Genomic DNA, 12,171 nt, shown 5'->3' with positions numbered 1-12,171 from the left:
CATAGAAGTGCCGGCCTAATCGTATCTACCCTTCGCCAAGGAGAGACTTTTGAAACGCTCAGATTTTTCCTTCACGCACTTGAACTATCCCACATATTGCTTGAGCTCGTATTCTACTGGCTCATATTCTGCTGAAGGGGAGCCCGCCACCCGGCGGGCTACCTCTCACCTTTTTCGGAGTAGCTCATCAGGCAGCGTAAGAGATAGACAGCAAGCTGGCCCAATGTGATAGCCTTCTCCTGATCACAGCATTCATCATAGGCGATACAATGAAAGCATTTTGGATTCCTGTCATAGCTTGTATTCTCATATGGATTGCAGGTGGCCTGTTTTATTGGGAGATAAGAGAGGGGACCCGCTACCAATTAGACTCAGCCGAGCGTGTCAACGCCTATCTTACGCTATTCTTAGTAGCCTCAGCACTAACTGGAAGCATTTTTTTAATATTCCAGCATTGGCTAATGCGTTTACAACTGGCTCAATCCAATATGCCAAGACTGTTTATTGCCGTCCTTCCCCATAGAGACAACCAACTACCTGGCAGCATTCACAGAACAGGAATAAAATATATAAACCTGACTCACAATGATTTCGAGGATCTTGAGATTTCACTTTACGGGTCCGTAAACAACAATAAGCCTGAAAAATTTTTGAGGATATGCAAGAAAAAAGGCTTTGTACAGGGAAAAGATGAACGTGATATAAACATCACAACCGGAGAGCTTTTTAAGGATATTGGCATAAACGCTGAACGGGTAATGCCAGATGAAACCCAGGTTCGTATACAGGCAAAATATAGCTACACATTCATGAAAAAGAAAATCACACGCCACACTCCAGTATATATTTTTAATTTCGTCAGCAACACATGGGATATTGACGAATAAGCACGACTAGTTATTCGCTTACAAGCGAAATGCTTACGCCCGCCATTTGGCGGGCGTAACAGTTCACACATCCAGGTCTCGCAACACTCTGACCAAGTCAGCTATCGCCCTTACCGCCCGACTGAGGGCAACGAGTACACCTAGCGCGGCACTGAGCATCTGCAGGAATTTCAGCATCGACAATCTCCAGCTACGGCGGCCACAACGGCCCCCTACGGTCTACATAAGGGGCAGAGGCCCAGCCATCTCGACCTCCGCCCAATAGCAGATAGGGGGATCGGTGACGCTAACCATCGACCACCGCTCGCGGTGTAGCCATCCCCACCCACACCCGCCGCCGCTTCGCCTACCTCGCCCGCCCCCGCACGATACCTGCGTACACCCGCTGACCCTCTCAGCCCACGCAGGAGCCCCGAATGGCCGATTACCACCACGGCGTGCGCGTCATCGAGATCAACGAAGGCACCCGACCGATCCGCACCGTCAGCACGGCGGTGATCGGCCTGGTGGCCACCTCCGAGGATGCCGATGCCGCCACCTTCCCTCTCGATACGCCGGTGCTGGTCACCGACGTCTATGCCGCCATCGGCAAGGCCGGTGCCAGCGGCACGCTGAAGCGCTCGCTCGATGCCATCGCTGACCAGGCCAAGCCGCTGATCGTCGTGGTGCGCGTGGCCGAAGGTGCCGATGCCGCCGAGACCAAAGCCAACCTCATCGGCACCGTTACCGCCAGCGGCCAGAAGACCGGCATCAAGGCGCTGCTTGCCGCCCATCAGCGCTTCGGCATCAAGCCCAGGATCCTGGGCGTGCCGGAGCTCGACGATATCGACGTGGCCGCCGAGCTGGTCTCCGTCGCCCGGCAACTGCGCGCCTTCGCCTATGTATCGGCACACGGCTGTGAAACTGTTGAAGAGGCGATGATGTATCGCGAGAATTTCGGCCAGCGCGAAGTCATGGTGCTGTGGCCGGAGTTCACCGGCTTCGATACCGACGCCGGCGAAACCGCCACTCTCTCCGCCGTGGCCCGAGCGCTCGGTCTGCGCGCCTACCTGGATGAAACCGTCGGCTGGCACAAGACGATTTCGAATGTGCCGGTGCAGGGCGTCACCGGCATCTCCCGCGATGTGTTCTGGGATCTTCAGGATCCGGCCACCGATGCCGGCGTGCTCAACGCGGCGGACGTCACCACGCTGATCAACCAGGGCGGCTATCGCTTCTGGGGCTCGCGCACCTGCGATACCGATGGCCTGTTCCCGTTCGAGAACTACACGAGGACCGCGCAAGTCGTGGCGGACACCATGGCCGAGGCTCACCTCTGGGCCGTGGACAAGCCCATGCACCCCTCCCTCGCGCGGGACATCATCGAGGGCATCAACGCAAAGTTCCGCGAGTGGAAGGCGCTGGGCTACATCATCGACGGCAACGCCTGGTTCAACGAACAGGCCAACTCCGAAACCACCCTCAAGTACGGCAAGTTGTACATCGACTACGACTACACCCCCGTGCCGCCCCTCGAAAACCTCATGTTCCAGCAGCGAATCACCGACCAGTACCTGGTGGATTTCGCCGCGCGCATCGCCGCCTGACGGTCGGCACCGGAAACCTCAAGGAGCCTGATCGATGGCACTGCCCAAGAAACTCAAGGACCTGAACCTGTTCGGCAATGGCGACAACTGGCAGGGCCTGGTCGACACCCTCACCCTGCCCGAGCTCGCCCGCAAGATGGAAGAATGGCGCGGCGGCGGCATGGACGCCCCGGTCGATATCGACCTGGGCATGGAGAAGCTCACCTTCGAATGGACCGTCGGCGGCCTGGTCCCGGAGATCTTCGACAACTTCGGCACCAACCGCCTGGATGCCGACCTGCTGCGCTTCGAAGGCTTCTACGAGCGCGACGACGTCGGCCAAACCTCCGCCGTCACTGTCGTCGTGCGCGGCCGCCACCAGCGTATCGCCATGGGCGAAGCCAAGGCCGGCGAGAACACCGCCCACCAGGTCACCACCACCTGCAGCTACTACAAGCTCGTGATCGACGGCGCCACTGTCATCGAAATCGACGTGCCCGGCCTGGTGTTCAAGGTCAACGGCCAGGATCGCTTCGCCGAGCGCCGCCGCGCGCTGGGCCTGTAAACCTCTCCCCTTCTCCACCACGCCATAGGAACGTCAAGCATGCCCAAGAACGCCACCACCGAAGAGATCGTACTCGACACACCCATCCAGCGCGGCGAGCAGAAGATCGAGAAGCTCTTCCTGCGCAAACCCAACGCCGGCGAGCTGCGCGGCCTGGCCCTCTCCGACGTGCTGCAGATGCAGGTCGACGCCCTGGTCAAGCTCACCCCGCGCCTCTCGAGCCCGGCCCTGACCGAACCCGAGATGCGCAACCTCGACCCCGCCGACCTGGTGCAGATCGGGGGCGCTATCGCCGGTTTTTTGCTGACGAAGCGGGCCAAGGGCGAGAGCGCCTGAGCCTGCCCGAGCACGTCGAAGAAGCCATGGCGGATCTCGCCGTCACCTTCCACTGGACGCCGGCCGACTGTGCCGGCTTCACCCTCGCCGAACTCATGCAATGGCGCGAGCGCGCCCGTCGCCGCACCCAGCGCGACGCTGACTGAAGGAGCCACCGGTGGCCAAGCCGCTCAGAATGCAGGTTCTCCTGGGGGCGATCGATCAGGCCACCGGCCCGCTACGCAAGATCACCCAAGGCAGTGACCAGACCGCTCGCGCACTGCGAGCCAGCCGCGACGAGCTGCGCACCCTGGAACGCGCCCAGCGCGACATGCGCGGCTTCACCGCCCTCAAGCAATCCAGCGAGCAGACCGCCACCGCCCTGCAGGCGCAGCAGCGCCAGGTGCGTGAACTCACCCAGCAGATCCGGCAAGCTGACGGCCCCACTCGCCAGTTGACCCGCCAGCGCGACGCCGCGATCCGCAAGGCTCGCGAACTCAAGCAGCAGTACCAGGGCGAGCAGCGCGAACTGCAGCGGCTGCGCGGCAACATGCGCGACGTCAGCGGCGTCACTGGCTCTCTGGTCAACCAGCAACGCGAGCTGGCCCAGCGCGTGCGCAATGCCAACCAGCAGCTCGAGCAGCACCAGAATCGCCTGCGCCGTGTCGCCGAGCAGCAGCGTCGCGCCGCCCAGGCAAGCCAGGCCTACAGCCAATCCATGGGCCGCGTAAACCGCATGGCCGGCGTCGGTGCCGCTGGCGTGGGCAGTGGCCTGGCCAAAGGCTACGCCGCCTCGCGCCTGCTCGCTCCAGGGGTTTCCTGGGCCGAGCAGATGAGCACGCTCCAGGCGGTGGGCCGCTTCTCGGCAGATGACGAGCGCTATCAGGCCCTGCGCGCTCAGTCGCGAGAACTGGGCGGCTCCACGGCCTTCTCAGCCACGGAAGTCGGCGCCGGCCAGGAGTTTCTGCTGCGCGCTGGCATGAGCGCGGAAGCCATCCAGGCCTCCATGCGCGACGTGCTGGATCTTGCCCTGGCCAACAACACTGAGCTCGGCCGCGCCGCCGACATCGCCTCGAACATTGCCGGCGCGTTCAAGATCGACCTCGAGCAGGAAGGCTCGATGAGCCGGGTCGCCGACATCCTCTCGGGCGCCGCCAGCCGGGCGAACGTGAACCTGGAGATGCTCGGGGAAACGATGAAGTACCTCGGCGGCGCCGAGGACCTCAACCTCACCATGGAACAGGCGGCCGCCATGGCCGGCTTGCTCGGCAACATCGGCATCCAGGGCAGCCAAGCCGGCACCACCATGCGGGCGATGATGAACCGCCTCACCGCGCCCACTTCCACCGCCGCCGGCTTGATGGAGAGCTACGGCATCCAGGTAGCCGACGTGAACGGCAACATGCGCGACATGCCGGACATCCTGCGCGACATCAACGCCGCCACGGCCGAGCTGGGCAACGTGGAGCGCAAGGAAGTGCTGCAGCGGATCTTCGGCGCCGAGGCCGGCAGCGGCATGGCCGAGCTGGTCAACTCCATGGCCGCCGGCGAGCTCGACCAGTTGATTGCCGCCCTGGGCGAAAGCTACGGCGAGAACGCCGAGATGGCCCGAGTAATGGCCGACAATATCGGCGGTGACCTGAAGAACATGCGCTCGGCATGGGAAGAAGTGGGCATCAGCGTCACGGATACCAATAACGGCCCGCTGCGCGAACTCGTGCAAACCGTGACGCGAATCCTGCGCGGCGTGGGCGACTGGATCAAAGCGAATCCGGAGCTGGCCGGTACCATCGCCAAGCTCGCCGCCGGGCTCATCGCCCTGGTCACCATCGGCGGCGCCATCACCCTCTCGCTGGCCTCGATCCTCGGGCCGCTGGTCATGCTGCGCTACGGCTTCGCCCTGCTCGCCATCAACGGCGGTGGGCTGATCGGCACCCTGGTGCGGCTCGCCGGCGTCGCCATCCCCGCCGTGCTGGCCGCGGTGAAGGGCATAGCCGGGTTCCTCGCCACCAACCCCATCGGCCTGGCCGTCGCGGCGATCGCCGCTGCCGTGTTCCTCATCATCAAATACTGGGAACCGATCAGCGGCTTCTTCCGCAACCTATGGAACGGTGTCACGGAGCTGTTCGGCAACGCCTGGCAAGCCATCCAAGAAGCCTTCGCGGGCGGCATCGCCGGCGTCTCGCGGCTGCTGCTCGACTGGTCGCCCATGGGCATTCTCTGGCGCGGCATCACTGCCGGCCTGCAGAGCATGGGCGTGGAGATCCCGGAGCGCTTCTCAACCCTGGGCAACGCCATGATCGACGGCCTGATGGCCGGTATCGATGCCAAGTGGCAGGCACTGAAAGACAAGGTCGGCAGCCTCACCGATGGCGTTACCGGCTGGTTCCGCGACGCCCTGGGCATCAACTCCCCCAGCCGAGTGTTTGCCGAGTACGGCGGCTTCACGGTGGACGGCTTCAACGTCGGACTCGACCGCCAGCGCGACGAGCCTGCCAAGCGGGTGCGCGACATCGCCCGGCGCGTGGCCACCGCCGGCGCCGGCATCGCCATCGGTACCGCCGGCCTGCCCGCCGTGGCGGATATCCCCATCGACCGGAGGCCGGCTCTCAGTGCCCCGGCGCCGGCACAGATGGGAAGCCGAGAAATGACGATCAACGTCTACGGCTCACCCGGCATGGATGAAAAGGCGCTGGCCAGGTACGTCGCTGCGGAGGTTCAACGCGCCCTGGCGCAACAATCCGACCAGGCTAAGGCTCGTCGACGATCTTCCTTGTGGGATACGGAATAGCCTCTCCTTCCCCTTCATCAATGTGAGCTCGGAAGGCTAGGACACTGCTGGAGAACATTGTCACGATGCCGGTAATGAATAAGACGGGACAGATGTATATCAGTATCAAATCCGAACCGATTTCCTGCTTCGGTGCCATCGTTGCCATGAGATGCCCAAGCGCCATGAGGAAGCCGAAAGCATAAGCGATAGCTATATATCTTCGGCTTCCAGCAGCTTGAAGGCCTATGCCGATAGCCAAGCCAGAAAAGGCCAGAAGTCCGGTAACTTGAGCTTCACGTAGTGAATTGAAAACCGTCTCCCAACCAGCTGCCTTCCCTAACCCTAAAGTGAGGCAACCTGCTACCAAAATCGAAACTAAATAAACTGAAAGAAACTGTATCGCTTGTGAATCAGGACGCGACGAAGCTTTCGTTGTTTTCGCTGCCATAGGACCCTCCAAATGCTGATGGCTCTCGGTATGTTCGTTTTTCAGACCCGCTCCGTGCCCTATCAGGAGCTCAAGCGGGTCACTCAATGGCGCCATGCCAATCAGTCGCGCGTCGGCGAGCGGCCGGCGTACCAGTACGTCGGCCCTGGCGAGGACCGAATCACTCTTATCGGCACCTTGCTCCCAGAATTTACCGGTGGCCGCCTCGACCTGGACGAGATCCGCGACATGGCCGACCAGGGCCAAGCCTGGCCGCTGGTGGAAGGCACCGGGCGACAGTACGGCCTGTGGGTCGTGACCCAGGTTGAGGAAACCGCCAGCCACTTCTTCCGCGACGGCATGCCGCAGAAGATCGAGTTCACGCTCACGCTCGAGCACGTCGATGACGCCCGCACCGATCTGCTCGGCAGCCTTACCACCTACACCGTCGCCCGCCTGGCCGGCGCCTACGTGTGAGCCCGCCATGAACGCTCACACCACGCCCTACCGCTACCGCCGGCCCAGCTACCGCCTCACCCTGGCCGGTACCGACATCACGCCACGCCTCAACGGCCGCCTGGTCAGCCTCACCCTGCGCGAACAGCGCGGCCTCGAGGCCGATCAGCTCGACATCACCCTGGCCGACCACGACGGCGCCCTGGCCCTGCCCCGCCGTGGCGCCGAGCTCACCCTCGCCTTCGGCTGGCAGCACGAAGGTCTGGTCGAGAAAGGCACCTTCACCGTCGACGAGATCCAGCACACCGGTTCGCCGGATCAGCTCATCATCCGCGCGCGCTCCGCCGACATGCGTGGCGAGCTGCCCGGTAAACGCACCCACGGCTGGCACAACCTCGCCCTGGGCGAGATCGTCGAAACCATCGCGCGCCGGCACGAGCTCGAGCCGGTCATTGGCCACATCCTGGCCGGCATCCGCGTCAGCCATATCGACCAGACCGAGGAGTCGGACCTCAACTTTCTGACCCGGCTTGGCCAGCGCTATGACGCCATCGCTGCGGTGAAGGCCGGCCGCCTGCTCTTCACCCTGGCCGGCGAGGCACTCACCGCCAGCGGCCGGGGCATGCCCACCATCACCCTGACCCGGCACGACGGCGACCAGCACCGCTACAGCATCACCGACCGCGATGCTTACAGCGGTGTGAAGGCCTACTGGAACGACACCAGCGGTGCCCAGCGACGCATCGTTCTCGCCGGCGACGACGGGAACGCCAAACAGCTACGTCCCACCTATGCCAGCGAGGCCGACGCCCTGGATGCTGCTCGCGCGGAGTGGAGACGCATCCAGCGTGGCCTGGCCGAATTCGAGCTGACACTAGCCCACGGCCGCGCCGATATGCTGCCGGAATCGCCGCTGCAGGTCAGCGGCTTCAAGCCCGAGATCGACGCCACGCCCTGGCGTGTCACCGAGGTGGAACACACCCTCGACGACAATGGCTTTGGCACCCGGGCGAGGTGCGAGGTACTGGGTATGGAACGTGCCCAGGAACGCAAATAAGCAAGGCCCCGAACATCCCTGCTTGGGGCCTTGCTGCAACGTCTCTCTTCATCCCTGGCGACCGCGGCGAGTCGATCGCATCACGAGACGTCACGTTCAACCTACCAATCGCACCGTGGTTGCAATATGGCTAATGTCTTACCTAGCTGTAAGACATCATTCTTTCAAACGGCATACCGCCGCGCCTGGCTTACCACCACACCACGCAGGTCACTCGCCCGCGCGATCACCGAATGCCGTGGCCCTGCCGTCGGCAGCAGCCGGTAGGCGCCTCCGATCCGGTGCGTGCGGAAGAGCCGCTGCTCGCCATCCAGCTCCGCCACCACCAGGTCGGCATGGCTCACCGATCTACCCTCATCCACGATCAACAGATCCCCTTCCATGATGGGGCCGCTCACCCCGGCCTCGGCGCTCACCTCGACCAAGAAGCAGCTGGGCGGAAACTGCCGAATGTTGAGCCCTTCCATCGCCGGATGCATGCCCGCACACAGCGGGCCCAGGTAATTCACGCGCATACCCCTGCCTCGTCTCACTTTTTTCTCAGTAGGCCGCCCGGCCGGCTAACTTTCATTAGCGTTTGCCTGTTGCCTGGAAGCGGCAATGTCGAGAATACTGTATAAAACGACAGCAGTACAAAGGGACTCACATGACACTGCCAACGCTCACTCCGGCTCACCCCGAGCCGCCGTCGCTTGCGCTTCCCTACCCCCTCGCGCTCGGCCGTGCAGGGCTTTCCGGCTTTCCCAGCCCGGCACAGGATTACGAGGGCCGCACGCTCGATCTCAACGAACGGCTGGTCAAGCGCCCTTCCGCAACGTTCTTCATGAGCGTGACCGGCGACAGCATGGAGCGCTTGGGTATCCACGAGGGTGATCTGCTGCTGGTCGATCGCTCTCTCGAGCCCCGCCCCGGACACATCATTGTCGCCATGATCGACGGCGAGATCACCGTCAAGCGCTACGAGCTGAGGGGCAACGTGCCGTGCCTCTGTTCAGGCAACCCACGCTACGCGCCCATTCCGCTCGTCGATGTCGAGTGTCAGGTGTGGGGAGTCGTCCGTTCGGTCATCCACGAGTACCCCGTATGACCATGATCGGACTGGTCGACTGCAACTCGTTCTACGTATCGTGTGAGCGCGTGTTCCAGCCCCGGCTGCGCGGCCTGCCGGTAGGTGTGATGTCGAACAACGACGGCTGCGTCATCGCGCTCTCCACTGAGCTGAAAGCCCTCGGCATCAAGATGGGCACACCGGCGTTCGAGCTTCAGCATCTGGTGCGTCAGGGGCGCATCCATCTACTCTCCAGCAACTACGAGCTCTACGGCGACATGAGCCAGCGGGTGCAGTCCGTGCTCGAGGAGTTTGCCCCGGCCGTCGAGCCCTACTCCATCGACGAGATGTTTGTGAGGTTCGATGGCTTCACCCACGAGCAGTTGCTCGAGCACGCCCGGCAGTTGCACCACAAGGTGCGTCAGTTCACCGGCATTCCTGTCTGCGTGGGCGTCGCGCCGACGCGTACGCTCGCCAAACTAGCGAACCGTGCGGCCAAAAAAATCTCGGCTTACCAAGGCGTATGCGTGCTACAGCACGACAGCAGGGAAACGCAGGTACTGCTCAAGAAAATCGAGCTGGGCGACGTCTGGGGCGTCGGCCGCCGGCTCGTCGAGCGCCTGACCGTGATGGGCATCAAGAGCGCCTGGGACCTCGCCCAGGCCAACCCGAAGGAAATCCGGCGCCGCTTCTCGGTCACCCTGGAGCGCACCGCCCTGGAGCTGCGGGGCGTGCCCTGCATCGAAATGAACGACTTCGATGAAGCCCGCCAGCGCATCATGACCAGCCGCAGCTTTGGCAAGCTCACCGACAACCTGGACGAGATCCGCGAGGCGATCCGACAGCACGGGCAGCGTGGCGCGGAGAAACTGCGCCGGCAGAATGGATTGGCAAAGGCGGTGCTGGTGTTTCTGAAGACGAACCCCTTCAGGCAAGATCTGCACCAGTACTCACCCAGCCTGGTGCTCGAATTGCCCCGCCCCACCGCCGACAGCCGCGAGATCCTGCACGCCGCCGGCCACGCCCTGCAGCGGATCTACCGCAAGGGCTACCTGTACCAGAAAGGCGGTGTGATGCTGCTCGACCTGGTCGACGCCAGCCGGCAACAGCTCTCGCTGCTCGATACGCCCCAGAGCGACGCCGACAGGCAGCGCAGCGCGAAGCTGATGAATACCATGGACGAACTGAACAAGCGGATGGGGCGCGGAACCGTCAGCCTCGGCCGACCGACGCCGGGCGCCGCGTGGCACCTGCGCTGCGCCAACCTCACCCAGCGTTGCTCAACGCGATGGGACGAGTTGCCACTGGTACAGGCGCGATGATCTGACCGCTACAAAAAAATGCCCGGCATTAGAGCCGGGCATTCGAACCGCACTTCCTTGCTAGCTGCTCCACTGACATCCTGTCGGTGCATCCTTGGTTACTCGAGCATCCTGCTCGTTTTCCTCAAGAGCTTTCCTTTGCTCTAGACTCACGATGCCATCTCCTATCGCCTCCCAACATAACCTGGGTTACGCGCTGCGTAAGAGATTAACCATGCGAAACGTAAGATATCGGCTACTACGAGAGGGTGGCGAAAATAAAAAGCCCGGCCATTGATGGCCGGGCGGTGCGATGAGACGCGTACTCAAGGCGAACACAGCAAGGGAACGCATGGTTAGGCGACTCACAGTAAACATACAACAGTGGCAGACAATTTTGAACGAACAACTATGCTAAATGAATCATTTTAGCGCCTTGGCCCTCGCGAGGCTTGTACACGGCCCGGCTCACCGACCCATGCTCGATCTGTAAAAGAGCCCTGGCAACCGCCAGGGCAGGCGCGATGAGACGCGATATTTTGGCGAACCCATAGAGAACGCGAATCCAAAGCGTCTCTCGCTAGGGACAGAAATCTGCCATGGGAGCCATGCGCCAACTCAGCCTGCCGAAAAAAAGCCCGGCCACTGGGGGGGCCGGGCTTCCAGTCAACGCATCCCTATCCATCCAACTTCGGGCTTCCTGCCCAAACATCCATGGTACAGAGCGTTCCGTCGCTCGGCCTTCCCTGTAGGGCTCTCCCTAGCCCGTTACATACCAAGGTAGTCGCTATGAGCGAGTAAGGGTTTAACCCAGGATAAGCCGTTGCGTAAGAATGCTGCTCCGTGTTTGTAGGAGATAGTTTACAAGCAGGTTAGGCCGGGTTGATCAGCCCCGCATCCTCATCATTGCCGGGCCGGTTCACGGCCCGGCTGACCGGCCAGTGCTCGATCACGCCAGCATCGATATGGCGCACAACGGCGCGGATCGTCTCTCGGTCAGTCAGGTCGGGATCGAGCCACGGCTCAAGGCTGGCGTCGTCGAGAATCAGCGGCATGCGGTCATGCACCTCAGCAGCGCTGCCGCGTGCCGGCTCAGTTAGAATCGCGCAGCCTAAGCTGCCATCCTCCCTCTCTGCATAGATGCCCGCAAAGGCGATCGGCTCGCGGTCTATCCGAGTCAAGTAGTGCGGCTGCTTGCCGCTCACGGTGGCCAACCACTCGTACCAGCCATCAGCAGGAACAATGCAACGGGCACGGGCGAAAGCGTGCTTGAAGTAGCCGCTGGTGGCCACTGTCTCGACGCGGGCATTGATCGGCTGCGCCGCCTTGCCCTTCGCCCACTTCGGCCGGTAACCCCACCAGAAATTAAGCTGCACTGGCGGCGCGTCGTGCGCCGACTTCCGAACCCCCGCGATCCAGGTACCAGGCGGGATGTTGTAGCGCGGCGGCGGAGCGTCAGCATCCATCGAGACGCGGAGTCGCTTGGCGAGCCGTGGATAGGCGCTGAATTGAGAGAATCGTCCACACATGTGGCGAGCATAGAAGGGGTGGCCGTCCATGGCCGGGGGGATCATCCATGCAATGCCTGCTGAGCTCACTCAGCCTACCCCAGCCCCTTTCACCTCTCTGCAAGAGAAGACCGCTGTATTCTGTAAGAGAACGCCGACCCGGAACGACTCCATGCCTGGATCACGCAGCGCTGCGGAATGTTCTGACAAGGTGGATAGGCGATCTCTTACATGCGCTGCCTTTGCCTCTGCTCATAATGTGCTCTAAC

General features: G+C 62.3%; 13 protein-coding genes. 10 read left to right on the top strand and 3 right to left on the bottom strand.

Features of this window, described 5'->3' with window-relative positions:
* Window positions 1-269: 269 nt before the first annotated feature.
* The 6 genes from F0A17_RS13765 (at window position 270) to F0A17_RS13740 (ending at window position 6,123) form a co-directional block, all read left to right on the top strand.
* On the top strand, window positions 270-887 hold the full coding sequence (locus tag F0A17_RS13765; RefSeq protein WP_149328930.1) for a hypothetical protein: 618 nt from the start codon (window positions 270-272) through the stop codon (window positions 885-887).
* Window positions 888-1,303: 416 nt separating this feature from the next.
* On the top strand, window positions 1,304-2,473 hold the full coding sequence (locus F0A17_RS13760) for a phage tail sheath protein (protein WP_149328929.1): 1,170 nt from the start codon (window positions 1,304-1,306) through the stop codon (window positions 2,471-2,473).
* Window positions 2,474-2,507: 34 nt separating this feature from the next.
* Window positions 2,508-3,017 (top strand): phage major tail tube protein, encoded by a 510-nt coding sequence (locus F0A17_RS13755; RefSeq protein WP_149328928.1) that lies wholly within the window; start codon window positions 2,508-2,510, stop codon window positions 3,015-3,017.
* Window positions 3,018-3,056: 39 nt separating this feature from the next.
* Window positions 3,057-3,353, top strand: a complete 297-nt coding sequence (locus F0A17_RS13750) for a phage tail assembly protein (protein ID WP_149328927.1) — start codon at window positions 3,057-3,059, stop codon at window positions 3,351-3,353.
* 26 nt (window positions 3,354-3,379) lie between these two features.
* The gene (locus F0A17_RS13745) at window positions 3,380-3,499 is read left to right on the top strand and encodes a GpE family phage tail protein (RefSeq protein ID WP_149328926.1); all 120 of its coding nucleotides are present in this window, start codon (window positions 3,380-3,382) and stop codon (window positions 3,497-3,499) included.
* 11 nt (window positions 3,500-3,510) lie between these two features.
* Complete coding sequence (locus F0A17_RS13740) at window positions 3,511-6,123, top strand: phage tail tape measure protein (RefSeq protein ID WP_149328925.1); 2,613 nt, start codon at window positions 3,511-3,513, stop codon at window positions 6,121-6,123.
* Here the strand turns inward: F0A17_RS13740 and F0A17_RS13735 are convergent.
* The gene (locus tag F0A17_RS13735; protein WP_149328924.1) at window positions 6,083-6,553 is read right to left on the bottom strand and encodes a hypothetical protein; all 471 of its coding nucleotides are present in this window, start codon (window positions 6,551-6,553) and stop codon (window positions 6,083-6,085) included. The genes F0A17_RS13740 and F0A17_RS13735 overlap by 41 nt on opposite strands.
* A gap of 12 nt (window positions 6,554-6,565) precedes the next feature.
* On the opposite strand from F0A17_RS13735, the gene F0A17_RS13730 reads away from it, so the two are divergent.
* Both F0A17_RS13730 and F0A17_RS13725 read left to right on the top strand, forming a co-directional pair.
* The gene (locus F0A17_RS13730) at window positions 6,566-7,009 is read left to right on the top strand and encodes a phage tail protein (RefSeq protein ID WP_149328923.1); all 444 of its coding nucleotides are present in this window, start codon (window positions 6,566-6,568) and stop codon (window positions 7,007-7,009) included.
* Between the two features lie 7 nt (window positions 7,010-7,016).
* The gene (locus tag F0A17_RS13725) at window positions 7,017-8,045 is read left to right on the top strand and encodes a contractile injection system protein, VgrG/Pvc8 family (RefSeq protein ID WP_149328922.1); all 1,029 of its coding nucleotides are present in this window, start codon (window positions 7,017-7,019) and stop codon (window positions 8,043-8,045) included.
* A 164-nt stretch (window positions 8,046-8,209) separates the two neighbouring features.
* On the opposite strand, the gene F0A17_RS13720 is transcribed toward F0A17_RS13725, so the two are convergent.
* Window positions 8,210-8,560, bottom strand: a complete 351-nt coding sequence (locus F0A17_RS13720) for a LexA family protein (RefSeq protein ID WP_149328921.1) — start codon at window positions 8,558-8,560, stop codon at window positions 8,210-8,212.
* A 131-nt stretch (window positions 8,561-8,691) separates the two neighbouring features.
* Here F0A17_RS13720 and F0A17_RS13715 point away from each other — a divergent pair, with 131 nt between their 5' ends.
* Both F0A17_RS13715 and F0A17_RS13710 read left to right on the top strand, forming a co-directional pair.
* A complete protein-coding gene (locus F0A17_RS13715) occupies window positions 8,692-9,132 on the top strand; it encodes a LexA family protein (RefSeq protein ID WP_149328920.1) in 441 nt (146 codons plus the stop codon).
* Window positions 9,133-9,134: 2 nt separating this feature from the next.
* A complete protein-coding gene (locus F0A17_RS13710; protein ID WP_187774701.1) occupies window positions 9,135-10,415 on the top strand; it encodes a Y-family DNA polymerase in 1,281 nt (426 codons plus the stop codon).
* 851 nt (window positions 10,416-11,266) lie between these two features.
* On the opposite strand, the gene F0A17_RS13705 is transcribed toward F0A17_RS13710, so the two are convergent.
* On the bottom strand, window positions 11,267-11,953 hold the full coding sequence (locus tag F0A17_RS13705) for an SOS response-associated peptidase (RefSeq protein ID WP_228716912.1): 687 nt from the start codon (window positions 11,951-11,953) through the stop codon (window positions 11,267-11,269).
* Between the last annotated feature and the right edge of the window lie 218 nt (window positions 11,954-12,171).

It is taken from the genome of Billgrantia pellis (assembly GCF_008297955.1).
In the GTDB taxonomy this organism is placed as follows: Bacteria; Pseudomonadota; Gammaproteobacteria; order Pseudomonadales; family Halomonadaceae; genus Halomonas; species Halomonas pellis.
Note: the sequence above shows the minus strand (reverse complement) of the source record. Positions and strands in the feature narration are given on the sequence as shown.

Coding starts and splice junctions, on each gene's coding strand:
- F0A17_RS13765 (WP_149328930.1), top strand. CDS start 270: ATGAAAGCATTTTGGATTCCTGTCATAGCTTGTATTCTCATATGGATT.
- F0A17_RS13760 (WP_149328929.1), top strand. CDS start 1,304: ATGGCCGATTACCACCACGGCGTGCGCGTCATCGAGATCAACGAAGGC.
- F0A17_RS13755 (WP_149328928.1), top strand. CDS start 2,508: ATGGCACTGCCCAAGAAACTCAAGGACCTGAACCTGTTCGGCAATGGC.
- F0A17_RS13750 (WP_149328927.1), top strand. CDS start 3,057: ATGCCCAAGAACGCCACCACCGAAGAGATCGTACTCGACACACCCATC.
- F0A17_RS13745 (WP_149328926.1), top strand. CDS start 3,380: ATGGCGGATCTCGCCGTCACCTTCCACTGGACGCCGGCCGACTGTGCC.
- F0A17_RS13735 (WP_149328924.1), bottom strand. CDS start 6,553: ATGGCAGCGAAAACAACGAAAGCTTCGTCGCGTCCTGATTCACAAGCG.
- F0A17_RS13730 (WP_149328923.1), top strand. CDS start 6,566: ATGCTGATGGCTCTCGGTATGTTCGTTTTTCAGACCCGCTCCGTGCCC.
- F0A17_RS13725 (WP_149328922.1), top strand. CDS start 7,017: ATGAACGCTCACACCACGCCCTACCGCTACCGCCGGCCCAGCTACCGC.
- F0A17_RS13720 (WP_149328921.1), bottom strand. CDS start 8,560: ATGCGCGTGAATTACCTGGGCCCGCTGTGTGCGGGCATGCATCCGGCG.
- F0A17_RS13715 (WP_149328920.1), top strand. CDS start 8,692: ATGACACTGCCAACGCTCACTCCGGCTCACCCCGAGCCGCCGTCGCTT.
- F0A17_RS13710 (WP_187774701.1), top strand. CDS start 9,135: ATGATCGGACTGGTCGACTGCAACTCGTTCTACGTATCGTGTGAGCGC.
- F0A17_RS13705 (WP_228716912.1), bottom strand. CDS start 11,953: ATGGACGGCCACCCCTTCTATGCTCGCCACATGTGTGGACGATTCTCT.